Genomic DNA, 22,410 nt, shown 5'->3' on the forward strand with positions numbered 1-22,410 from the left:
CGCAATACGGTACCACACTCTAGAGTGAAGCACGCAGGACCGTGAAGGTCTTATCGCGGGTGACCTGCTCCACGGCGCCGAACCTTTGCTCCACCTCGCCGCGGTAACGCAGGTGCGAATTGTGGACCAGGTAGAGCGTGCCGCCCGGCGCGAGTAGTCGCTTGGAGGCGTCGAGGAGGTGCTGGACGAGGGTTGCGTCGACCGTGGTCCCGTCGTGGAACGGTGGGTTGAGCGCAATGGTGTCGAAGGAGCCGTCCGGGAACTGTGAGCCGGCGTCATCCCAGGTCGCTTCCAGCCCGATGGCGCGGGCGGAGAGCACCGCGTCTGCGTCAGCGTCTGTGGCCACTGCCTCCAAGCCACGCGTGACAGAGCCGTTGCCGCACCCCAGGTCCAACAGTCGTCCAGGCTCTGCCGGCAGGCAGGAGCGCAGCAGTTCCCCACCACGGTCGGGCTTCGCCCCTGAGAACACGCCTCCGATGGCGACAAGTCCATCGCCGCGTACGGGCTCATAGGACACCTCGCGCGGCCCAGACGCCACAAGACAGCGAAACTTCCCGCGCCCACGGGAGGCCGCCACCTGGTCGAACGATTCGCCCAGCACCACATTCATGCCACGAGACAAGTGTTTATTGTTCGCGCCGAACACCACCCGCGCCGAAGCAAACCCAGCTCCCGCAATCGAGCGTGCCAGGTAGTCCAGCCGCGCCAGGGACTTCGGCATCTCCCCAATGGCAACGGCTGTGCCTGAAGAGCCGGCAAGGTAGTCGTCGATACGCATATCGCCCGCAATCTCCGCACCGAGCGACGCTGCTTCCTGGCAGCGTGAGTAGTCGGAGTCCAAAAACACGACCTTCGCCCCAGCAGCGAGTGCGGTGCGGGTGAGATCGAGTGTCGGGTCGTTGCACACGAGGACGACCTCTCCCGCAGCAACATCGGCCGTGTCCCAAATCAGACTATCCAGCGTGCGCAAGGCCTGCGACCTCCCCAAAAACGTACACAGCAGGCGAAGTCACATCGTTGTTCTCCATCACATCTGGCAAGGTGGCGGCGGTAGCGAAGAACACGCGCTGCGCGTCGGTTTCGCCTTCCTGGATCACCGCTGCGGGCGTATCCGGGGACAGCGATGCCTCCAGCAGCTTCTCGACGATCGCACGCACGTTGCGCACCCCCATCACCACCACGATAGTGCCACCGACCTGTGCAAGCGCGGACCAATCCACGAGCGACTTGGGATGCTCCGGCGGCAAGTGTCCCGACACCACGGTGAACGCATGCGTCACCCCGCGTTGCGTCACGGGCACGTTTGCCGCCGCAGGAACGGACACCGCGGACGTCACGCCCGGGATTACCGAGCACTTAAGACCGGCAGCCGCGCATGCCTGCAGCTCCTCAAAGCCGCGGCCGAACACGTACGGGTCGCCGCCTTTGAGCCGCACGACCTGCTTGCCCTCACGCGCATAGGACACCAGCATCTCGTTGATGCGCTCCTGCGCAACCTGGCGTGCATAGGGCAACTTGGCCACGTCTACGACTTCTTTGCCGGTCAGATCCAGAAAATCCTCAAGCTCCGCGGCCGGCCCAAGGTGATCCGCAAGGATTACGTCCGCTGCTTCCAGCACGCGCAAGCCTCGGATGGTGAGCAGGTCCCATGCGCCTGGACCGCCGCCGACAAGAGTGATGTGGCCTTTCGTCATAGCGACACAGTCTAGGGTGGCACCATGACACGACCCCAGCTCGACCACACATTCGCCGGGAACCTGCCCGAGCTCGCCCACGCTGAACCAGGCAGAAGGTTTGAGAACCCGCAGATGGTTGCTCTCAACGAGCCTCTCGCAGTAGAACTTGGGCTCGATGTCGCTTGGTTGCGTAGCAGCGACGGCCTCGCCTGGCTTACCGGCGCCCAGGGCGGGCACGCATTGGCATATGCGGGCCATCAGTTCGGTCAGTTTGTGCCATTGCTTGGCGACGGCCGCGCGTTGCTGCTCGGCAACATCGCCGGCCACGAGATCCAACTCAAAGGATCCGGCCTGACAGTGTTTTCACGGCGTGGATCTGACGGCGTCGGTGCGATCGGCCCGATGTTGCGCGAACACCTCGTCTCTACGTTCATGCACGCCGTCGGCGTACCGACGACACGTTCCCTCGCAGTACTTACCACCGGCGAAAAGGTGATCCGCCAAAACGGCGCCGTACCCGGCGGCATCGTGGTCCGCGTGGCGAAAAGCCATCTTCGTGTCGGCAGCGTCCAGTACGCGGCAACGCAATCCGAGGACCTTGTACGCCAGATCGTCACCGCTGCCGGTTTCGACAATGCAGCCAGCCTGCTCGAAACCGTCACCCGCCGCCACTTCGACCTGGTTGCGCACTGGATGCGCATCGGTTTCGTCCACGGGGTGATGAACACCGACAACGTGACACTCTCAGGCGAAACGATCGACTACGGGCCATGCGCGTTCACTGAGCGCTTCGATGCCGCAGCGTCGTTTTCATCTATCGACAGGCAAGGCCGCTACGCCTTTGGCAACCAACCGAGCATCATCGCCTGGAACATGGCTCGCCTGGCAGAGGCGCTTTACCCCTTACTGGGCCAGGATTATGTTGACGCCTACATCAAAACAGTCCAGCCAACCTGGGACGAGGCGTGGCAGCGTTGGATCGGCGACGACCACGAGGGGCTCAACAACGCCATCGACATCACCACCTACAACCGCGAACACGGCATCAACGGCGATCCAGGACCGATCTTCGTCCCGCGCAACCACATGCTGCAGGATGCGATAGACACCGCTGAGTTGCACGGTGATTACGCGAAGTACAACGAACTGCTCGCGGCAGTATCCGACCCGTACAACGGGCAGGCCGGGCCCGAATGGATGGCCCGGCCGGAAGGACAACTGCCCTACGTCACCTTCTGCGGGACGTAGGGCAGCCAGTTCAGTGAAGCGAGCGGATTAATCCTCGAGCTTCAGCGTCTTCTGGGTCCATGCCCACTGCTCCTCGTACGCCTTCTGGTCGTGCTTGAGCGACTTGCCGTACGTGGGGAACATCTCGTGGAGCTTGTCAGCCCACTCGATCATGCGCTCGCCGAAGCAACGCTCCAACAGCTCGAGCATCGCAGCCGGGGTAATCGACGCGCCCGGGGATGCGCCGAGGATGCCCGCGATGGTGCCGTTCTGGTCGTTGACCAGAGCGGTACCGAACTCCAAGGTGCCGAAACGCGGGAATGCTGCCGGCTTGATCACCTGCACGCGCTGGCCGGCGACGACAACGTCCCAGTCCTTGCCGTCTGCCATCGGGTAGTACTCGTGCAGCACGTCCATCTTGCCGTCGAAGTTACGGAAAACCTCTTCAACCAGGTACTTGACCAGGCCGATATTGGTTGCCGCGACACCGAGGTAGGACGGGATGTTGTCCAGACGGATGGACTTGAACAGGTCCAGGTAGGAGCCTTCCTTCAAGAACTTCGGGGTCCAGCCGCCGTATGGGCCGAAGAGCAGGGACTCTTCGCCATCGACAACGCGCAGGTCCAGGTGCGGAACAGACATCGGTGGGGCACCAACCTTGGCCTTGCCGTACACCTTTGCCTTGTGCTGCTGGACGAGTTCCGGGTTGGTGGTCTTGAGCCACAAACCGGAGATCGGGAAGCCCGCGTAACCGTGAACCTCTGGAACGCCTGCCTTGCGCAGCAGGTCCAGGGCGTAGCCGCCAGCGCCGATGAACACGAAGCGTGCACGGACGACCTGCTTGTCACCGGTGCGAACGTTCTTCACGGTGACCTTCCAGAAGTTGCCCTCACGCTTGAGGTTGAGCACTTCGTGGCCGTAGCGGATCTTGGTGCCGCTTTCCTGAGCGGACTCCAGGAACTGCTTGGTCAGGGAACCGTAGTTGATGTCAGTGCCGGCATCAGTCCAGGAAATTGCGACCGGCTCAGCGTCGAAGTCGCGGCCTTGCGCCATCAGCGGCAGCTTCTCAGCGAACTTCTCGCGGTCATCGGTGAACTGCATCTCCGGGAACATGTGGTTCGCAGAAAGCTTGTCGTAGCGCTTACGCAGGTATGCAATCTGGTCTTCGCCCTGGGCGAAGGAAACGTGCGGCACCGGGTTGATAAAGGCGCGCGGGTCCTTGATCACACCGTTTTCTACCTGGTGGGACCAAAACTGGCGAGCGACCTGGAACTTCTCGTTGATCGCCATCGCCTTAGAGACGTCGATTCGACCGTTCTTTTCCGGGGTGTAGTTCAGTTCGCAGAGAGCGGAGTGACCCGTACCAGCGTTGTTGAACGCGTACGAGGATTCCTCGGCGGGACCATCGAGGCGCTCGAAGATCACCTGGCTCCACTCGGGCTCCAGTTCGTGCAACATCGAGCACAGGGTGGCGCTCATAATGCCAGCGCCAACGTGCAGGATGTCCACCTCGTCCGCGTACTTATTACCACCGTTGTCAGACATGCGTAGTCATCCTTATAGTGTTTCGACAATTTTTGGAGTACAGACATTCTACGTCTATCTGCACCGGAACGTGCATAGGCCCGAATTATGACACGGCCCACACCCGCTTTCGGGTCAGTATCATCAGCCCCATGAATCAAACAGAAGAAGCATCCCTCGACACAATTACCTGGAAACCGGACGTGCTCGGTAAAAATTACGAGCATGCGCGTCTGCAATTAGATAAGGACCCCGACACGGGACATGCGCCAGAGGCGGTGTTGGTCCGGGACGTGAGGTCGTCGACAAGCAACAAGCCCGCGGTGCTGTGGGTCCACGGCATGTCGGACTACTTCTTCCACAACCATGTTGCCGACGAGTTCGTGGAACGCGGTTACCCCTTTTACGCGCTGGATCTGCGCCGTTGTGGCCGCGCGCACACGAAGGGCCAGCGCTTCCACTTCACGCTGGATATGCGTCGTTACTTCGAGGAACTCACGACGGCGCTGCGGCTCATCGCGCGCGAGCATGGCTCGGTCGTTGTGCTCGCACACTCCACTGGCGGGTTGATTGTTCCGCTGTGGGCGGATCATTTACGACGAGAATCGCCCGCGGATCATGCACTGCTTCAAGGAATCGCGCTCAACAGCCCGTGGTTGGACCTGCAGTACCCGACCTGGCAGGTGAAGCTCCTGCGCCCAGTACTGAACACGCTTGGAGCCATTTTCCCGTCTATCCCACTGCCGGGCGGCGGGCTGGGCACCTATGGCACCTCTATCCACGAGAGCAAACACGGCGAATGGAGCTTCAACACCACCTGGAAACCGCTGGTCGGTCACCGCAAGTACTTCGGCTGGATCCGGGCAGTACTTAAAGGACAGGAACAAATCCACAAGGGCAACGTTGATACCGGCGTGCCAACGCTGACCCTGTGCTCTTCGCACTCATACCTGGGCAAGGAGTACTCCCCCGCTGCCGACACGGCCGATACCGTGCTTGACGTCGACCAGATCCAGCGTTGGGCCCCGACACTTGGGAAAGATTCACAAGTGCGAGTTATCGACGGCGCCCGCCACGACGTTTTCCTCTCCGAACGCCACGCCCGCGAGTCCGCGTTCAAGGCAACGTTTACGTGGCTAGACGATCTCACCGGGGCGCAGTAACGTCTAAACCCAATCCATACATATATATAGAGGAGACGAGCATGTCTGCTGTGGCGACGAATTCCACCCACTACGACCTCATTATCGTGGGCACCGGTTCCGGCAACTCGATCCTGACCCCGGACTTCGATGACAAGAAGGTCGCTATCGTCGAAAAGGGCAAATTCGGTGGAACGTGCCTGAACGTGGGGTGCATCCCGACGAAGATGTACGTCCTGGCCGCCGAGCACGCCTTTGCCGCACGAGAGGCCGGCAAACTCGGTGTTGATCTTGAGTTCCATGGCGCCGACTGGGATGCCATCAAGGAACGTGTCTTTGATAACCGGATCGACCTCATCGCCAAGGGCGGCGAAAACTACCGTCGCAACGAGTGCGACAACGTCACCGTCTACGACATGGAGGCCTCCTTTGTCGGGCCGAAGACCCTAAAGACGGGTCGCGGCGGCGTAGAGGAAACGATTACCGCAGACACGATCATTCTCGCCGCCGGTGCGCGTCCGTTTATCCCCGAGTGGGCCAAGGGCGTCACCTATCACACCAACGAGGACGTCATGCGCCTCGACGAACTGCCAAAGTCGATGACCATCGTTGGCGGCGGCTTTATCGCGATGGAGTTTGCTCACGTCTTCGATGCCCTGGGCACCGACGTAACCATCATCAGCCGCTCTCCCCTGCTGCGTCCGCTCGACGAGGATCTGCGCGATCCATTCAACGAGATCGCCACACAGCGCTACACCACCCACATCGGCCGCACGGTCGCATCAGCCACCGAGAATGGCGGCCAGGTGACGCTCACGCTTGACGACGACACCCAGGTGACCTCCGACGCCCTCCTCATCGCCACCGGTCGCATCCCGAACAGTGACACCCTCAACGTTGTAGCGGGTGGCATCGAAACGCATGACGACGGTCGCGTAAAAGTCGACGAGTTCGGCCGCACGACCGCTGAGGGTGTGTGGTCGCTTGGTGATCTCTCTTCCCCCTACCAACTCAAGCACGTTGCCAACGCCGAGATGCGTGCGGTGACCCACAACGTCCTTGCCACCTGGCGTGACAACGGCGCGCTCGTCCCGATGCCGCACGACCATGTTCCGTCGGCGATCTTCACCCACCCGCAGATTGCCACCGTCGGCCTGACCGAGCAGCAAGCAATCGAGGCCAGCCACGATGTCACCGTCAAGGTCCAGAACTATGGCGACGTTGCATACGGCTGGGCGCTGGAGGACAGCACCGGACTGGTGAAGCTCATAGCGGATCGCACCACCGGCAAACTGCTTGGCGCGCACTATATGGGCCCACAGGCTTCCACCCTGATACAGCAAATGATCACCGTCATGGCCTACGACCTTGACCTTCGAGAGTTCCCTCGCGGCCAGTACTGGATCCACCCAGCACTGGCCGAAGTGACGGAAAACGCGATCCTGGGCCTTGATCTGACTTTCAAAGAAGTCTAAACCTATCCTTTACCCCCTAATTTGGGGGCCATTCAACAAAGCCGCTGGGACAACTGCCCAAGAAGCGAAAAGCGCACGTTGCGATTGTTATCAACCCGCAATCATTCCCAGCGGACACACAGAGACTCCAACCTTTTGATGATCTTTGCATCAAATCGCACACCAAACTTGCACGATGCTGGAAACGATCGGCTATTGTCGTTGCAGACACCGGGACCGAGCCTCTAAGGCTTGCTATCGGTCCTAGGAGCTCAATGCCCCTGGACTTCTTTGAATTCCACCCGGACGTCGTGCAAGAACTATCAGAGAAGGATTTCGTTTCATGCGTAATTTCCGTAAGGCAGCCCTCGCCGGCGCAACCGCCGTCGCTGTGGCATTCGGCTCCACCGCAGTCGCAACCGCTGAGACCGACCCGTCGGGCACCCCGGCACCGGAGGCTCCCTACACCGCACCGGTCCGCGAGGTCACGGACAAGGACAGCAAGGAAGGCGTCAAGCCGGGTTCCTCCCACAAGATCACCCAGTCCGAGTGGCTCGAGTTCCGCAACAAGGACGGCAACCTGCGCGGCACCGACGGCAAGGAGATCTTCGGCAAGGATAAGGACCACTTCGGTAAGCAGCCGCGCTACGCACGCCTGGCGTACGGTGCAACCATCTTCGCCACTGTTTCCGCAGTCATCGGCCTCATTGTTGGCCCGCTGTACAACTTCATCGTTCACGGCCCGGTCAAGTTCTAATAACGCGGATTTCCGCTAACCACTTCCAACTCACATTTCGAAAGAAGGAACAAGATGCGTAACTTCCGCACCGCTGCAGTTGCTTCCGCAACCGCTCTGACCGTCTTCGTTGGCGGCACCGCAATCGCTTCCGCTCAGTCGTCTGAGAAGCCGGAGACCACCGCTACTGCCGAGCAGAACGGCCAGGACGACACCAAGAAGCCGGAAGAGAAGAAGTCCGACAAGGACAAGCAGGTCATCTTCGCTGGCAAGCAGGAGGGCGACAAGTCCTTCGGCGACGTTGTCAAGGACGGCACCGCAGGCCTGTTCAACGGCAAGGGTTCCTCCAAGTACTTCGACGAGAAGGACACCGAGCGCGATTTCTACCCGACCGATGCTTTCGGCAAGAAGACCAACCCTGAGGCTGTTCCGCAGTGGGCACGCTACTGGATCGACGGCACCATCGTCGCTGGTATCGGTGCTCTCGTCGGCCTCGTGATTGCTGGCATCAACTTCGCTTCCTACAACGGCTTCATCCAGCTGCCGAAGTTCTAAGTCAACTTCGTCGTAGGACGATAGAAACCCGCTGCTTCGGCAGCGGGTTTTTGCTTTGGTCAGTGTCTGCCTTGCAACCTACAAAAATGTGCCCCGCAGGGATCATTCCCGCGGGGCGCATTTGCATCTACAGGTGCAATGCCTACTCCCCCAGCATGTGCTGGCCTGCTGCTACATCAGCATCAGGGATAGTCAGGATCTCGTTGCCATCGTCAGTGATCACGATGGTGTGCTCGAACTGCGCGGTGTACTCACCATCGACGTTCTGTACCGTCCAGCCGTCGTCCCACACGGTGTACGGCAACTCACCCAAGTTGATCATTGGCTCGACGGTCAGCGTCATTCCCGGCTCGAGAACATCCGTGTATGCATCCGAGTCATAGTGCAGGACGACGAGACCGTTGTGGAACGTCGTACCCACACCGTGTCCGGTGAAGTCGGTGACCACGTTGTAGCCGAAACGCTTCGCGTACGCCTCGATAACGCGCCCGATGACGTTGATCTCGCGGCCCGGCTTCGCCGCCTTGATGCCGCGCATCATGGCCTGGTAGGTACGGTTCACAAGGTCCTTGTGTTCCTGTGCAACCTCGCCCGCGAAGAACGTGGCGTTGGTGTCGCCGTGCACACCGTTCTTGTATGCGGTGACGTCAATATTGACGATGTCGCCCTCCTGGATCACAGTCGTATCCGGGATGCCGTGGCACACAATCTCATTGAGCGACACGCAGGAAGACTTTGTAAAGCCTCGGTAGCCAAGCGTGGAGGGGTATGCGCCGTGCTCGATGAGGTAGTCGTGCACAATGCCGTCGATCTCATCGGTGGTTTTGCCCGGCGCAACCGCCGCACCAGCAAGGGCGAGGGCGTTAGCGGCGATCTTGGATGCCTCGCGCATCGCCTCGATCGTCTCGGGCGTTTGGATGACGGGTTCGCCGACGTTTTCCTGCACATCGTCTTTCCAGGCGTACTCCGGACGCTCAATGTGGTCCGGGACCTTACGCACTGGGGTCGGTTTACCTGGTGTAAGTAGTCCTCTTGGATTCATAAAGGCCATGGTAGTACCGCAGCCAAATCGGCCCTGCGGCAGCTAGCCAGCTTTCTGATCTACCCCAGCGGCAAGTTGGCAAGCATCGTGTTCGTCAGCGCGACTGCCGCTTCAGAACCACCGCCGAGGACCACCAGGGTTGCAAACGCGATGTCGTCTTCCACGCGGTAGCCGGTGAACCAGGAGTGGGACCCACCGTTGATTTCGGCCTCGCCGGTTTTGCCGCGAATATCGCCGCCGGCACTCATGCCGCCTGCGGTACCGCCTGGACCGGTCACGGCAGCCATGATCTGGCGGAGCTGATCGATCGCTTCCGGTGGAAGGGGCTGCACGTCCTCGCTGAGTTTCGTTTCCTCGCCCTGCACCAGGTACGGCACCGGCAATGACCCACGCGCGGCCGTCGCAGAAACCAGTGCCATGCCGAAAGGGCTGGCAAGGTCGAGGCCCTGGCCGTAGCCGGCCTCAGTGCGGTCGAGGGGCTCCTCCCCGACCGGGATCGAGCCAGTGATTGTCTCTACCCCTGGGATCTGCATATCGACCCCGAGACCAAACTGCTTACCCACGTCCTGCAACTCACCTGGGGCGAGACGCGTCGACATGTCCGCAAACGTGGTGTTGCACGAACGCGCAAACGCCGTCTCCAACGGCACGGTGCCGAGGCTGAAGCCTCCGTAGTTGGTCACGATGCGCCCATACAGGTTCATCGGGCCCGGACACGGCACCGGCGAGCCTGGTGTGAGCCCTTGCCGTGCAAGCCCCGCCGCTGCGGTGATGATCTTAAATGTCGAGCCAGGCGGGTACTGGCCCATCGTCGCCAGATTGCCTTGCGCATCCGCAGCCGGGGTCTGCGCAATAGCCAGAATCCCGCCCGTAGACGGCCTGATGGCCACAATCATGGCCTGCTGCCCGGCAACGGGTTCGAGCGCACGCTCAGCGGCTTCCTGGACGCGGTGATCCAAGCTGATGTGCACCGCCGGCGCCGGTGCGGGATCCTGACGGGTGATCTCCTCGTACGACGCACCATTTTCGTTGACAATGTCGACGCTCCAGCCGGAATCACCAACCAGATCATCGCGCACCAACTCGCCCACGCGCGCCATAATGTCGGGCGCGAAACCCGGCTTTGCGTTGACCATGGCGGCTTCTTCGTTGAGCCGGACACCGGGTTCGTCGCTAAGCGCTGCTTCAACAGCATCTCGCGCTGCTGCCGGCACCACCGCCACCGAATACACACCGGAGGCGCGCTCGAGCTCGTCCTTCAACGTGTCTGCATCGCGGAGCGGCACGCCACGGTCCTGCTCGTGCGCCCGGGCGAGAGCACCGCTGATCGCAGATGCCGCAGCACCGGCGGTGCGCATCTCGTTGGTATCCACCAACACCCGATACGCGATGCCGGGCTTTAACAACTCCACCCCATCAGAGGACACGACACTCGCCTGTGCGGGAGCGATCGCACGCAGCTCCAAATGCTGGTGCGCACCCAGACGCGGGTGCAACACCGACGGCTGCCAGCGCACAGTCCACTTCTCGCCAGACTGTGTCAGCGTCATCTGCGCGTCGTACTTCAACTCACGGTCACGCGGCAATTGCCACGCCAACTCGTACGTCGCGGTGGCTAGATTCTCCTCCTGGCGCACATCTTTCAGCGTCGCCGTGACGTCTTCTGCCTGCAAACCATCCCAGGTCGCGTTCGTGGAATCAGCCGCGGACGTCGGATTGTCAATCGCAGACGACTCGACGTCGCGACGCTCCAGCGCCTCCAAAAACGCACTCGCTGCTGGCTCAGCATCATTGGGGCGCGGGGTGCATGCGCTTATCGACGACGCAAGCACCACCCCGGCAACAACTGCGACGACACGACGCATACTAGCGGGTGACCTTGACCTCAGCCTTGGCGCCAGCGACCTCCTCGAGGCCCTGCTCCTCAGCAATACGCAGCGCGTGAGCAATCAGCGTTTCCACAATCTTCGACTCCGGCACGGTCTCCACAACCTCGCCCTTGACAAAGATCTGGCCCTTACCGTTACCGGAAGCTACACCAAGGTCAGCGTCGCGCGCCTCGCCCGGACCGTTGACAACACAGCCCATGACGGCCACACGCAGCGGGAACTCCATGCCATCCAGGCCAGCGGTGACCTCTTCGGCCAACTTGTACACGTCCACCTGGGCGCGACCACAGGACGGGCAGGAAACGATCTCTAACTTGCGCGGACGCAAGTTCATCGACTGCAGAATCTGGTCACCGACCTTGATCTCTTCCACCGGATCAGCGGAAAGCGACACACGAATCGTGTCGCCGATACCCTGCGACAACAGGGCACCGAAGGCGACGGACGACTTAATCGTGCCCATGAACTTCGGACCAGCTTCCGTCACACCGAGGTGCAACGGGTAGTCCGTCTTCTCTGCCAACTGGCGGTACGCCTCGACCATCAGCACCGGGTCCGAGTGCTTTACGGAAATCGCAATATCGCCGTAGCCGTACTCTTCGAACAAGCCAGCCTCGTAGATCGCGGACTCCACCAGCGCTTCTGGCGTGGCCTTGCCGTACTTCTCCAGCAGACGCTTATCCAGCGAGCCACCGTTGACGCCGATACGGATCGGGATGCCTGCGTCACCGGCTGCCTTCGCAACCTCCTTGACGCGGCCGTCGAACTCCTTGATGTTGCCCGGGTTCACACGCACAGCTGCGCAACCGGCGTCGATCGCAGCGAAGATGTACTTCGGCTGGAAGTGAATATCGGCGATCACCGGGATCGGCGACTTTGCAGCAATTGCTGGCAACGCTTCCGCATCGACCGTCTTCGGGCACGCGACACGCACAATGTCGCAGCCAGCCGTGGTCAACTGCGCAATCTGCTGCAAGGTGGCGTTGATGTCGTGCGTCTTCGTCGTGGTCATCGACTGCACCGTGATCGGGTGATCGGAGCCAACACCGACACCTCCAACCATCAGTTGGCGGGTCTTACGACGTGGGGCCAGGGTGGGTGCCGGACCTTCAGGGATGCCTAATCCGATGGGGGTACTCATGGTGGATAACTCTAGCACCGTCACCCAAAAAGATTGACGGGGTTCACCACGTCTGCCGCCATCACCAACACACCAACAACAAGCAACAGCGCCGCCATGAAATAGGTCAGTGGCATCAGCTTCTCGTAGTTTGCCGGGCCGGCTGGTGGCAGGCCACGGAGTCGTCGCAAAGCATTGCGAATCTTCTCGTAAATAACCACCGCAATATGGCCACCATCAAGCGGTGGAAGCGGCACGAGATTAAACAGCGCCAGGAAGAAGTTCAGGCTGGCCAGCATCATCCAAAACGCCGGCCACTGGTCGCGCTCCACCAGCTCGCCGCCGGTGCGCGAGGCCCCAATCACACTGATCGGGCCCTCAATGTCGCGCTCCCCGCCAAAGATCGACGCGACAACCCCCGGGATCTTGCCTGGAAACGCCATCAACCCGTCAACAGATGCTCGAAGCATCTGACCGGTGAACTTGGCCGTCGCCGGCACCGCCTCGACAGGCCCGAATTGCTTTACCGCATCCTTGACCGGAGCTGCGGCGATGCCCACCGCGCCGACGTCGATACGCTCGCCCGTCGAAGGATCGATGCGCTCGACCCGCGCCACGGGGACATCAATGCTTTGCGACGACCCACCGCGCTCCACCTCAAGCGCGACCGTCTCCCCCGGACGCTGCGCAACATAAGTACGCAGGTCCGCGAATGTCTCGATTGGTTCGTCGTCGACCGCCACCAAAGTGTCGCCGATGCGAACACCCGCTTGGCCCGCAGGACCAGGTCCGCTGCACTCCGCCAGAGTTTTCTCATCCACCTGGTCGGCAACACAGACGACCTGGCCCACCTTCGGGGTGAAATCCGCGTACGGGTTCCGGATACCTGATGAGACAGCAACCCCAAAAATGATCACGACGCCGATCAAGATGTTCATCACGATCCCGCCGGAGAGCACCGCAATACGCTGCCACGCAGGCTTTTTCACCATCGCGTGCGGCGCTTCCTCCTCGGTGACCGGATCCATCGCCGTCATCCCCGCAATGTCACAGAACCCACCGAACGGCAGCGCAGCAATCCCATACTCTGTTCCGCCCCGTTTCACCGACCACAACGTTGGCCCGAAACCGACAAAAAACCGGCGCACTCGCATGCCAAACGCACGCGCAGTGAACATGTGGCCTGCTTCGTGCAGCGCAATCGAAGCAGTGATTGCAAGCGCGAAAAGCACAATCCCCAACACACTCATCGCGCTTCACCCCACAGCACACACAGCGAAGAGGTGCGGGCACACCGCCCGCACCTCAAGGGTCTAACGCTCAATGCGCGCAATCGCCGCGGCGACTCGCTCACGCGTACGGGACTCAACCCGCATCACATCAAACACATCGCTCGGGACTGCGGCGAACTCGTCGGCCTCGTCCAGGACCTCCCCGATAATGTCCACGATCTCCGGGAACTTAATGCGACCCGCGAAGAACGCCTCTACCGCTGCTTCGTTAGCAGCGTTGTAAATAGCCGGGTACGGATCACCCTTCTTGGCCACCTCACGGGCCAGACACACAGCAGGGAACACCTCGTTGTCCAGCGGCTCAAACTCCCACGAGAATGCCTGCGAGAAATCCAACGGCTCCTGCACATCCGGCACACGGTTCGGCCAATCCAGCGCGTGCGCGATAGGCAGCTTCATCGACGGCGGCGAAGCCTGTGCAAGCGTTGCACCGTCCGTAAACGTGACCAACGAGTGAATCACGGACTGCGGGTGAATCGTGACGTCGATCTTGTCCGGATCCATGTCGAACAACATGGCCGCCTCAATCAGCTCAAGGCCCTTGTTCACCAGAGTCGAAGAGTTAATGGTGTTCATCGTTCCCATCGACCAGGTCGGGTGCACCACGGCCTCTTCCGTGGTCACCTCCATGAGCCCCTCGCGCTCCCAGCCACGGAACGGACCACCCGATGCGGTAAGAACAAGGCGAGCGATTTCGCTACGGCGAGTGCCGCGCATGCACTGCGCCATTGCCGAGTGCTCCGAATCAACCGGAACAATCTGACCGGGCTTTGCAGCGTCGAGCACGATACGGCCACCCGCCACAAGCGATTCTTTGTTAGCCAACGCAAGTGTCGCATCCGAGCGCAGCGCAGCCATGGTTGCCGGCAGGCCCGAGGCACCAACGAGTGCGTTGAGCACCACATCAGCCTCCTGCGATTCAACGAGCGCAGCAGCCGAGTTCTCGCCAGTGATCACGTAACCACCAAGCGCACGGGAGACTTCCTTCGCACCCTCAATATTGCGCACGGCAATCTGGTCGGCGCTCAGGCCAAACTCCTGCGCCTGCTCAATGGCACTCTTAGGATTGGCGCCACCAATGGCAATCCCGACAATGTTGAACTTGTCGCGGTTTTCGCGGATCACCTCCACAGCCTGTGAGCCAATGGAACCGGTCGAACCTAAAATTACAACGTTTCGCACGCAACCATTGTGACACGTTTTGATTCATTTCGGCACTTGAACAGGATTAAACCCCCGAGGTGGTGCGAAAGTTTGAACACATTGGGGGCTATTGTCACCTTTTTCGCGCTCTGTGTGCGATGATGGGCAGCGATAGTTTCATCATTTCCAGGTGATCGTGTTTGCGATCGATCCCGTGTTAACAAGGAGCGTTGCAGTGGCCCACGCAAAGGAAAGCGCACCCCAGGTGTACAACGGTGTATCCGAGGCTGACGTCCCGTCCGCCAAATTTGGTTGGAGTGCGCTGAGCGACCGCGCTATCCAGCTGGCAGGTTGGATTTCCGTCGCGTTCCTCGTCGCCTACAACTTTGGCAACCACCAGGGCCACGTTGAGACCATTTGGCTCATCGCACTGGCCGTCCTCATTGCTCTCGCCCTGATCCTTCTGGCTACCAAGCCGAAGCTCAACCAGGTGCGTACCGTGACGTCACACAACAAGCCGGTCGGCTACGTGGAGCGTGACTGGACCTACGACCAGGCCACCCTCTCCGGCGATGTCTACGAGTCGCTGACCGATAGCCAGCTGCGCGCCCTCAACATCGAGCCGAGCCGTGTTGCACACCTGCGCAACGCCGCACCGGCACAGGCACGCGAAAACGTAGAGGTCATCGAGGTCGAATCCAAGACCGGCAAGCACGCCCTCTAAAATCTTTTCGACGAAATACCGCCGCACCTTCCAACGAAGGTGCGGCGGTATTTTCATGCCGTCTGCCTGAGCGGACTAGCCAGTCTTTTCGTCGGCTGCCAACTGCCCGCAGGCAGCCGCGATCTCCTGGCCCTTGGTGTCGCGCACCGTGCAAGGCACGCCTTGGGCGATCACACGGCGGACGAACTCGTCCTGCCGATCCTTCGGCGACGCATCCCACTTCGATCCCGGTGTCGGGTTGAGCGGAATGAGATTGACGTGCACCAGCGAACCCAACGCGCTGTGAAGCTTCTTGCCCAACATGTCAGCGCGGAAGTTCTGATCATTCATGTCGCGAATCAAGGCGTACTCAATGGAGACACGTCGCCCCGTCTGGTCCGCGTAATAGCGGGCCGCATCAAGCACTTCGGCTACTTCGAAGCGGTTGTTGATCGGGACCAACTCGTCGCGCAATTCATCGTCCGGTGTGTGCAGACTCACTGCGAGTGTGCAGGACAGCCCTTCATCCCCGAGCATACGAATCTGCGGTGCAAGTCCGACAGTGGATACCGTCACGTTGCGCTGGGAGATGCCAAAGCCAGCAGGCGACGGCTGCGTAATCTGGCGAACAGCAGAGACCACACGCTTGTAGTTAGCAAGCGGCTCCCCCATCCCCATAAACACAATGTTGGATAGGCGGGAGCCTTCTGCCTCCATCATCGCGGCTGCAGCACGCACCTGGTCCACGATCTCCGCGGTGGACAGGTTACGGTCCAGGCCACCCTGACCGGTCGCACAGAACGGGCATGCCATGCCGCAGCCCGCCTGCGAGGAGATGCACAACGTCGCGCGACCTGGGTAACGCATCAGCACCGACTCCAGCAAGATGCCATCGTGCAGACGCCACAGCGTCTTCGTGGTATCACCGTTGTCGGTCTCCACGGTGCGCACGGGGGTCAACAACGTGGGAAAAAGTGCGTCCTTGACAAGCTGACGCTGGTTCTCGGGCAGATCCGTCATCGTCAGCGGATCTGCCTCAAACTTGCCGTAATAGTGACGCGCGATCTGATCAGCACGGAACTTCGGCAGCCCGAGTTCCTTCAACGCGTCGATTCGCTCCTGTGCCGACAGATCAGCGAAGTGCTTTGGCGGCATGCCACGCTTTGGGGCGAGCAGTTTGATCTCGGGAAAATCACTCATAGTGCGCCCCATCTTTGCATGTCGCACGAATGTTTTCGAATTACTAGGTCTGTGCTTAGGCGCTCATAAGCGTGATGGTCGTGAGCAGGATGTAGGTCGCCGCTGCTGCGGGAAGCATCCCGTCAAGTCGATCCATGATGCCACCATGCCCTGGCAGCAGGTTGGACATGTCTTTGATGCCCAGTTCACGCTTGAACTGGCTTTCCACCAAATCTCCCATCGTTGCGCAAATCACTAAAGCGATGCCGAGCACAACGCCCATCCACCACGGGCCGTGAATGAGCAGCGTGACCACTAAGATGCCGGTGATGCTTCCGGCAACGATCGACCCAGCGAAGCCCTCCCAGGACTTGTTCGGGCTAATTGCCGGCGCCATCGGGTGCGAGCCAAACATCACGCCTGCAGCGAAACCACCCACATCGCTGGCAACAACGCACAGCATGAACGCCACAATGTAGGCGGAACCATCCACCCCACCTTGGCTAATCAAGGAAATCATTGCGGCGAACGTGCCAAACAGCGGAATCCACGCAAGCACGAACAGACTCACTGCCGTGTCGCGCAGGTAATTCTCTGGTCGCTTATTCCTGCCCTGGTGGAACATCCCCCAGAACATGACAACTAGAACGGTGAAGGCAAAACCCGCCACGAGCCCTGTAGTGCCATACGGCACGGAGGACCACAGCATGAGTTGGGCCATGATGATCAGCAGTGTGCGCGGCTGCTGGTAACCAGCTTCCCGCAGCCGGGTCATCACCTCCCACATCGCTCCTGCTACAGCGACGGCGACAAGTGGGTACCAGGCTTTGGGCCCCACCCATACGGCGGCAATGACAATCGCGCCGAGCACAACACCGGTCGTAATGGCGGTCGGCAGATCACGCCCCGGGTTGTTCTTCGGCTTCGGCGCATGCACCGGCCAGCGGCTCGGCGTGGCGCGCTCCTCCTGATCAGCAGCAGGCACGCTAGACCTCCAGCAGTTCGGCTTCCTTACGCTGAACGATCTCATCGACCTGAGCAACGTAGGACTGGGTGGTCTTGTCCAGCGCCTTCTCGGCGGTCACGACCTCATCCTCACCAGCGTCGCCGTCTTTCTGAATCTTCTTCAGCGCTTCCATGCCCTGGCGACGGATATTACGGATGGCAATCTTGCCGTCCTCGCCCTTCTGCTTCGCCTGCTTGACCAGGTCACGGCGGCGTTCCTCGGTGAGCTGCGGGATAGACACACGGATGACCTGGCCGTCATCCGTCGGGTTCACACCGAGATCAGAGTTACGGATTGCGTTCTCGATCTCACCCATGGTGGACATGTCGTACGGCTTGATCAGCAGCATGCGCGGCTCCGGCACGGAAATCGTCGCCATCTGGTTAATCGGCGTCGGTGCACCGTAGAAGTCAGCCATCACACCGTTGAACATCGCCGGGTTCGCACGTCCGGTACGAATCGTGGCCAACTCGTCACGAGCGTGCTCAACAGAGGCGGTCATGCGCTCTTCGGCATCCAGCAATACGTCATCAATCATGGGAAAACCCTACCTTTTCTCTATTCGGCGTCCCTACTAACCTACCAGCGCGACTGGCACCTACACTGGCGCCATGCTGCATCCCGCGTTCACGTTGCCCCCAAGCACACACACGCGGCCGCGCCCAAACGTTGGACGTCTGGCTGGTTGGCAGATTCCGGTCAAAGACGGCACCGACGTTGCTGGCATGACCACTACCCACGGCAGCCCTGCACGCGCCTACACCGCAACAGCAACCGATCCGTTTATCTCCAATCTTTTGGCGCACGGCGTCGCCATCCACGGCAAGACGCTGACCTCGGAGCTGGGCGCGACCTGCTACGCAGAGCGCCCTGACGTTCCCGTGCTCGAGTCGCCGGCCTACCCCGGCTGCACCCCAGGTGGATCTTCTACTGGCGCCGCAGTTGTGGTGGCCGACGGCACCGTTCGCGCCGCACACGGCACCGATGCCGGCGGATCCATACGCGTGCCCGCTGCAGCGTGCGAGATCGTCGGCTTCAAACCCGCAAGCAAAGGTATCGCCGCACATGGGTTTCTCACCCAAGACGTCGCGGATCAATTCACGTTGTGGGGTTGGCACCGCCGCATCAAAGGCAAGCGGCTCCGAATCGGTGTGCTTACCGACGGTATCTTCGCGCGGCCGGATGTGGAGGATCGGCGAGGTGCGCTCGTCGAAAAGCTTGCGAGTGCTCTCGACTTTGAAGTGGTGCAGCTCAAGCCGTATCGCGAATCGCTGGAAACCTACGCCCACTTCACGACCACAATCACCGCGAGTTTCAACCTGACGGATCCGCTCGACAGCGAATACATCGGCTGGCTCGTCGAGCAATCCCACAAGCTGACCAACAGCGACCTTGACGCCGCCGAGCAACACCGCCGGGATTTGCCTCACCTCATCGCCTCCCAATGGGACGTCGATGTAGTGCTCTCCCCCACGCTCGCATTCGCACCACCCCGGATCGGCTATTTCCCCTCTCTCACGCCAGAAGCGAGCTTCCACGCGCAAACCGAATGGTCACCGTGGTGCTCGCTGTACAACATGCTCGGCACCCCTGCGATTGCACTCGGCGGGGTGCACCTTGGCAGCCTTACGCTCACCGGGCCGGAACTGCTCACGGTGGCGCAGCATATTGAGACGCTGTTAAGCGACTAGCGTACCTACCTGCTCGCCACCAACCGCGCGGGCGATGTTTCCTTCCTTGAGCAGGTTAAACACCAGGATCGGCATGTTGTTGTCCATACAGAGACTAAATGCGGTGGCATCCGCAACCTTGAGGCCAAGTTCAATGACCTCGCGAGGGGAAATCTCTGAGTAGAGCTTCGCATCGGGGTTCTCGCGCGGGTCGGAGTCGTAGACACCGTCCACACCCTTAGCCATGAGCAGCACCTCGCAGCCGATCTCCAGCGCACGCTGCGCAGCCGTGGTGTCCGTGGAGAAGTACGGCATACCCATACCCGCACCGAAGATGACCACGCGGCCCTTCTCCAGGTGGCGTGCTGCACGCAGTGGCAGGTACGGCTCTGCAATCTGCGCCATGTTAATCGAAGTTTGGACGCGGCAATCGATGCCCATCTGCTGCAAGAAGTCCTGCAGCGCAAGGCAGTTCATGACAGTGCCGAGCATGCCCATGTAGTCCGAGCGCGCACGGTCCATGCCGCGCTGCTGCAGCTGAGCGCCGCGGAAGAAGTTGCCGCCACCGATCACGACAGCGACCTCGGTGCCGGAGCGCGCGACATCTGCGATCTGGCGGGCGACGGACTCGACTACGTCGGGGTCGATGCCAACCTTGCCGCCGCCGAACATCTCACCCCCCAGCTTCAGCATGACTCGCTTGAAACCTGTGCGGTTGGGGTTGAGGTCAGTCACCGAAAACGCTCCTTTGCGCGGATCAGCCAATTGCAAAATGTTCGGAACCGATCTTAGCCACGCAACGCGTTGAGTTCAGAACTGCTTGCTTAACGACGACAACCCCGCACCACCCGTCCCCCTAATCGGGACAGACAGTACGGGGTTGCACCGCGTGTGAGGCTATGAAACCTCTCGCCTGGCTTATGCCTGGCCGACCTCGAAGCGGACGAAGTCGGTGATCTCGATGCCGTTCTCGTCAGCGAACTGCTTCACGGTCTTCTTGGAGTCAGCCAGCGACGGCTGGTCGAGCAGGACAACGTCCTTGAAGAAGCCACCCATGCGGCCCTCGACAATCTTCTCGATGGCAGCTTCCGGCTTGCCCTCGTTGCGGGTGATCTCTTCCTGAACCGCACGCTCCTTCTCAACAACGTCGGCCGGGACAGCCTCCTTGTTGAGGTAACGAGCCTTCATAGCAGCGATCTGCAGAGCCACCTGGTGTGCAGCCTCAGCGTTGTCACCGTTGTAGGCAACGAGTACGCCAACTGCCGGCGGAAGGTCAGCAGCCTTCTGGTGCAGGTACTTGGCAATGTTGTCGCCTTCGATGGTGGCAGCGCGACGCAGCTCGAGCTTCTCGCCGATCTTTGCGGAGAGGCGCTCCAGCACCTCGTGTGCGGTCTCACCGTTGACGTCGGCCTTTGCCAGCTCCTCCTGGGAGTTCGCCTTCACTGCAGCAGCAGCCTCAGCGATCTGGCTGGCGATGTCCTTGAACTCCTGGTTCTTCGCCACGAAGTCGGTCTCGGAGTTGATCTCCACGATGGTGTTGCCGGAAACAGCAACGAGGCCCTCGAGGGCGTTGCGCTCAGCGCGCTTGCCCACGTCCTTCGCACCCTTGATGCGGAGGTTCTCAACGGCCTTGTCGAAGTCGCCGTCGGTTTCCTCGAGTGCCTTCTTACAGTCGAGCATGCCGGAGCCGGTGATCTCGCGGAGCTTCTTGACGTCAGCAGCAGTGTAGTTCGCCATATTGGGCGATCCTCCTCGTGAAAGTTTTACGTAAAGGTATTCAACCGTTTCAAGCGTAGCCGACGATCTGGCCGGCGGCATGACTTGCCACGTGTGGAAAATACGAACACCCCGGTCCGCCGCGTCCCGGCCGGTAATCGGCGGACGTGAGCGGAACGCGGGGTGTGCGTGAATCCTGGCCGAAGCCAGGCGGCTTACGCCTGGGTTGCGGACTTGCAGTGTCCTTGAGACTTAGGCGTCCTTGCCCTCAGCCTGCTCAGCAGCGCGGACGGCTGCCGGCTGCTCGACCTCTGCAACTTCCTGCGGAGCAGCGGTCTCTGCAGCAACAGCGGCCTTAGCAGCATCGGCTGCGGAAACCTCGTCGGAAGCAGCGGCCTGTGCAGCAGCCTCGGCTGCCTCAGCCTGACGCTTCGCGTCGGTGTCGCCTGCAGCGTCACGTGCAGCTGCGAGCTGACGCTCTTCGCGCTGCTGCTTACCAGCGATGACAGCCTCGCCCACGACGTGGGTGAGCAGCTTGACAGCGCCGATGGCGTCGTCGTTGCCCGGGATCGGGAAATCGACAACATCCGGGTCGCAGTTCGTGTCCAGAACAGCGACGACCGGGATGCGAAGCTTCTGCGCCTCGTTGACGGCGATGTGCTCCTTGTTGGTGTCCACGATCCAGAGAGCGGATGGAGCCTTGGTCATCTCAGAGATGCCACCCAGGACACGCTCGAGCTTCACGCGTTCGCGGGTCAGCATGAGGATTTCCTTCTTGCCGCGACCTGCGTAGCCGTCCTCGGCTGCGTCCATCGCCTGAAGTTCCTTCATGCGACCGATACGCTTGGATACGGTCTGGAAGTTGGTGAGCATGCCACCCAGCCAGCGGTGCGTGACGTACGGCATGCCGACGCGCTGCGCCTCTTCCTGGATCGGCTCCTGTGCCTGCTTCTTGGTGCCGACGAACAGGATGGTGCCGCCGTGTGCGACGGTTTCCTTGACAAACTCGTATGCCTCATCGATGTAGGTCAGCGTCTGCTGCAGGTCGATGATGTAGATGCCGTTGCGCTCCGTGAAGATGAAGCGACGCATCTTCGGGTTCCAGCGACGCGTCTGGTGACCAAAGTGGACACCTGCGTCGAGGAGTTCACGCATGGTTACAACTGCCATGGGAATGTCTCCTTCGGAGAAAGTAGTTCGGTTACTTGTAAGTCTCACGTGCGGGTTTTTATCCCTCACCCTGGCACCGTGCCTGCCCCGCACCCCTGTGAGAGGGACCGTTGCTGAGCAGCCATTGTTCGGCGCGCGTAGTCAATCTATGCAGCGCTCTACGGTG

General features: G+C 60.7%; 21 protein-coding genes. 7 read left to right on the top strand and 14 right to left on the bottom strand.

Going from position 1 to position 22,410, the window contains the following annotated elements; all coding sequences use genetic code 11:
• Positions 1–19 precede the first annotated feature (19 nt).
• Complete coding sequence (locus HMPREF2734_RS06440; RefSeq protein ID WP_070451002.1) at positions 20–970, bottom strand: class I SAM-dependent methyltransferase; 951 nt, start codon at positions 968–970, stop codon at positions 20–22.
• Entirely contained in the window at positions 954–1,694 is a 741-nt protein-coding gene (gene cobA, locus HMPREF2734_RS06445; RefSeq protein WP_070569991.1) for a uroporphyrinogen-III C-methyltransferase, read from the bottom strand. The genes HMPREF2734_RS06440 and cobA overlap by 17 nt, the downstream gene beginning before the upstream one ends.
• Before the next feature lie 24 nt (positions 1,695–1,718).
• Here cobA and HMPREF2734_RS06450 point away from each other — a divergent pair, with 24 nt between their 5' ends.
• Positions 1,719–2,924: a protein adenylyltransferase SelO family protein gene (locus tag HMPREF2734_RS06450; RefSeq protein WP_070569993.1), complete on the top strand. Its 1,206-nt coding sequence runs from the start codon at positions 1,719–1,721 to the stop codon at positions 2,922–2,924.
• Positions 2,925–2,951: 27 nt separating this feature from the next.
• Here HMPREF2734_RS06450 and mqo read toward each other — a convergent pair whose 3' ends face one another.
• A complete protein-coding gene (mqo, locus tag HMPREF2734_RS06455; RefSeq protein WP_070422277.1) occupies positions 2,952–4,448 on the bottom strand; it encodes a malate dehydrogenase (quinone) in 1,497 nt (498 codons plus the stop codon).
• A gap of 131 nt (positions 4,449–4,579) precedes the next feature.
• On the opposite strand from mqo, the gene HMPREF2734_RS06460 reads away from it, so the two are divergent.
• The 4 genes from HMPREF2734_RS06460 (at position 4,580) to HMPREF2734_RS06475 (ending at position 8,314) form a co-directional block, all read left to right on the top strand.
• Positions 4,580–5,590, top strand: a complete 1,011-nt coding sequence (locus HMPREF2734_RS06460) for an alpha/beta hydrolase (RefSeq protein WP_070569997.1) — start codon at positions 4,580–4,582, stop codon at positions 5,588–5,590.
• A gap of 41 nt (positions 5,591–5,631) precedes the next feature.
• Positions 5,632–7,044: a mycothione reductase gene (gene mtr / locus HMPREF2734_RS06465; protein WP_070569998.1), complete on the top strand. Its 1,413-nt coding sequence runs from the start codon at positions 5,632–5,634 to the stop codon at positions 7,042–7,044.
• Positions 7,045–7,366: 322 nt separating this feature from the next.
• Positions 7,367–7,780: a hypothetical protein gene (locus HMPREF2734_RS06470; RefSeq protein WP_070570000.1), complete on the top strand. Its 414-nt coding sequence runs from the start codon at positions 7,367–7,369 to the stop codon at positions 7,778–7,780.
• A 54-nt stretch (positions 7,781–7,834) separates the two neighbouring features.
• A complete protein-coding gene (locus tag HMPREF2734_RS06475) occupies positions 7,835–8,314 on the top strand; it encodes a hypothetical protein (protein ID WP_070570002.1) in 480 nt (159 codons plus the stop codon).
• Positions 8,315–8,456: 142 nt separating this feature from the next.
• On the opposite strand, the gene map is transcribed toward HMPREF2734_RS06475, so the two are convergent.
• The 5 genes from map to dxr all read right to left on the bottom strand — a co-directional run bounded on the left by map (position 8,457) and on the right by dxr (position 14,839).
• Entirely contained in the window at positions 8,457–9,356 is a 900-nt protein-coding gene (map, locus tag HMPREF2734_RS06480) for a type I methionyl aminopeptidase (RefSeq protein ID WP_167594451.1), read from the bottom strand.
• A 59-nt stretch (positions 9,357–9,415) separates the two neighbouring features.
• The gene (locus HMPREF2734_RS06485) at positions 9,416–11,221 is read right to left on the bottom strand and encodes a penicillin-binding transpeptidase domain-containing protein (RefSeq protein WP_070483889.1); all 1,806 of its coding nucleotides are present in this window, start codon (positions 11,219–11,221) and stop codon (positions 9,416–9,418) included.
• 1 nt (position 11,222) lies between these two features.
• Positions 11,223–12,386 (bottom strand): flavodoxin-dependent (E)-4-hydroxy-3-methylbut-2-enyl-diphosphate synthase, encoded by a 1,164-nt coding sequence (gene ispG, locus HMPREF2734_RS06490; protein ID WP_070422393.1) that lies wholly within the window; start codon positions 12,384–12,386, stop codon positions 11,223–11,225.
• A 20-nt stretch (positions 12,387–12,406) separates the two neighbouring features.
• Positions 12,407–13,615 carry a M50 family metallopeptidase gene (locus HMPREF2734_RS06495; protein WP_070570005.1) on the bottom strand — a complete coding sequence of 403 codons (1,209 nt, stop codon included), beginning with the start codon at positions 13,613–13,615 and terminating at the stop codon, positions 12,407–12,409.
• A gap of 63 nt (positions 13,616–13,678) precedes the next feature.
• The gene (gene dxr, locus HMPREF2734_RS06500) at positions 13,679–14,839 is read right to left on the bottom strand and encodes a 1-deoxy-D-xylulose-5-phosphate reductoisomerase (protein ID WP_070570007.1); all 1,161 of its coding nucleotides are present in this window, start codon (positions 14,837–14,839) and stop codon (positions 13,679–13,681) included.
• Positions 14,840–15,035: 196 nt separating this feature from the next.
• Here dxr and HMPREF2734_RS06505 point away from each other — a divergent pair, with 196 nt between their 5' ends.
• Positions 15,036–15,524, top strand: a complete 489-nt coding sequence (locus HMPREF2734_RS06505) for a DUF2631 domain-containing protein (protein WP_083279402.1) — start codon at positions 15,036–15,038, stop codon at positions 15,522–15,524.
• Positions 15,525–15,599: 75 nt separating this feature from the next.
• Here HMPREF2734_RS06505 and rlmN read toward each other — a convergent pair whose 3' ends face one another.
• From rlmN to frr, 3 genes are read right to left on the bottom strand one after another with little or no spacing between them, the layout of a single operon-like run.
• Positions 15,600–16,703, bottom strand: coding sequence for a dual-specificity RNA methyltransferase RlmN (gene rlmN, locus HMPREF2734_RS06510; RefSeq protein WP_070570009.1), 1,104 nt, complete (start codon positions 16,701–16,703; stop codon positions 15,600–15,602).
• A 55-nt stretch (positions 16,704–16,758) separates the two neighbouring features.
• Positions 16,759–17,667, bottom strand: coding sequence for a phosphatidate cytidylyltransferase (locus HMPREF2734_RS06515; RefSeq protein WP_070422267.1), 909 nt, complete (start codon positions 17,665–17,667; stop codon positions 16,759–16,761).
• Position 17,668: 1 nt separating this feature from the next.
• A complete protein-coding gene (gene frr, locus HMPREF2734_RS06520; RefSeq protein ID WP_070422266.1) occupies positions 17,669–18,226 on the bottom strand; it encodes a ribosome recycling factor in 558 nt (185 codons plus the stop codon).
• Between the two features lie 73 nt (positions 18,227–18,299).
• Between frr and HMPREF2734_RS06525 the strand changes: the two genes are divergently transcribed.
• A complete protein-coding gene (locus tag HMPREF2734_RS06525; RefSeq protein ID WP_141750442.1) occupies positions 18,300–19,379 on the top strand; it encodes an amidase family protein in 1,080 nt (359 codons plus the stop codon).
• Here the strand turns inward: HMPREF2734_RS06525 and pyrH are convergent.
• From pyrH to rpsB, 3 genes are all read right to left on the bottom strand, one after another.
• A complete protein-coding gene (gene pyrH / locus HMPREF2734_RS06530) occupies positions 19,368–20,051 on the bottom strand; it encodes a UMP kinase (RefSeq protein ID WP_070422390.1) in 684 nt (227 codons plus the stop codon). The two genes, HMPREF2734_RS06525 and pyrH, sit on opposite strands and share 12 nt — an antisense overlap.
• Before the next feature lie 225 nt (positions 20,052–20,276).
• On the bottom strand, positions 20,277–21,095 hold the full coding sequence (gene tsf, locus HMPREF2734_RS06535) for a translation elongation factor Ts (protein WP_070450990.1): 819 nt from the start codon (positions 21,093–21,095) through the stop codon (positions 20,277–20,279).
• 231 nt (positions 21,096–21,326) lie between these two features.
• A complete protein-coding gene (rpsB, locus tag HMPREF2734_RS06540) occupies positions 21,327–22,244 on the bottom strand; it encodes a 30S ribosomal protein S2 (protein WP_070422264.1) in 918 nt (305 codons plus the stop codon).
• Positions 22,245–22,410: the final 166 nt, after the last annotated feature.

This window comes from Corynebacterium sp. HMSC055D05 (assembly GCF_001810365.1).
GTDB lineage: Bacteria > Actinomycetota > Actinomycetes > Mycobacteriales > Mycobacteriaceae > Corynebacterium > Corynebacterium coyleae.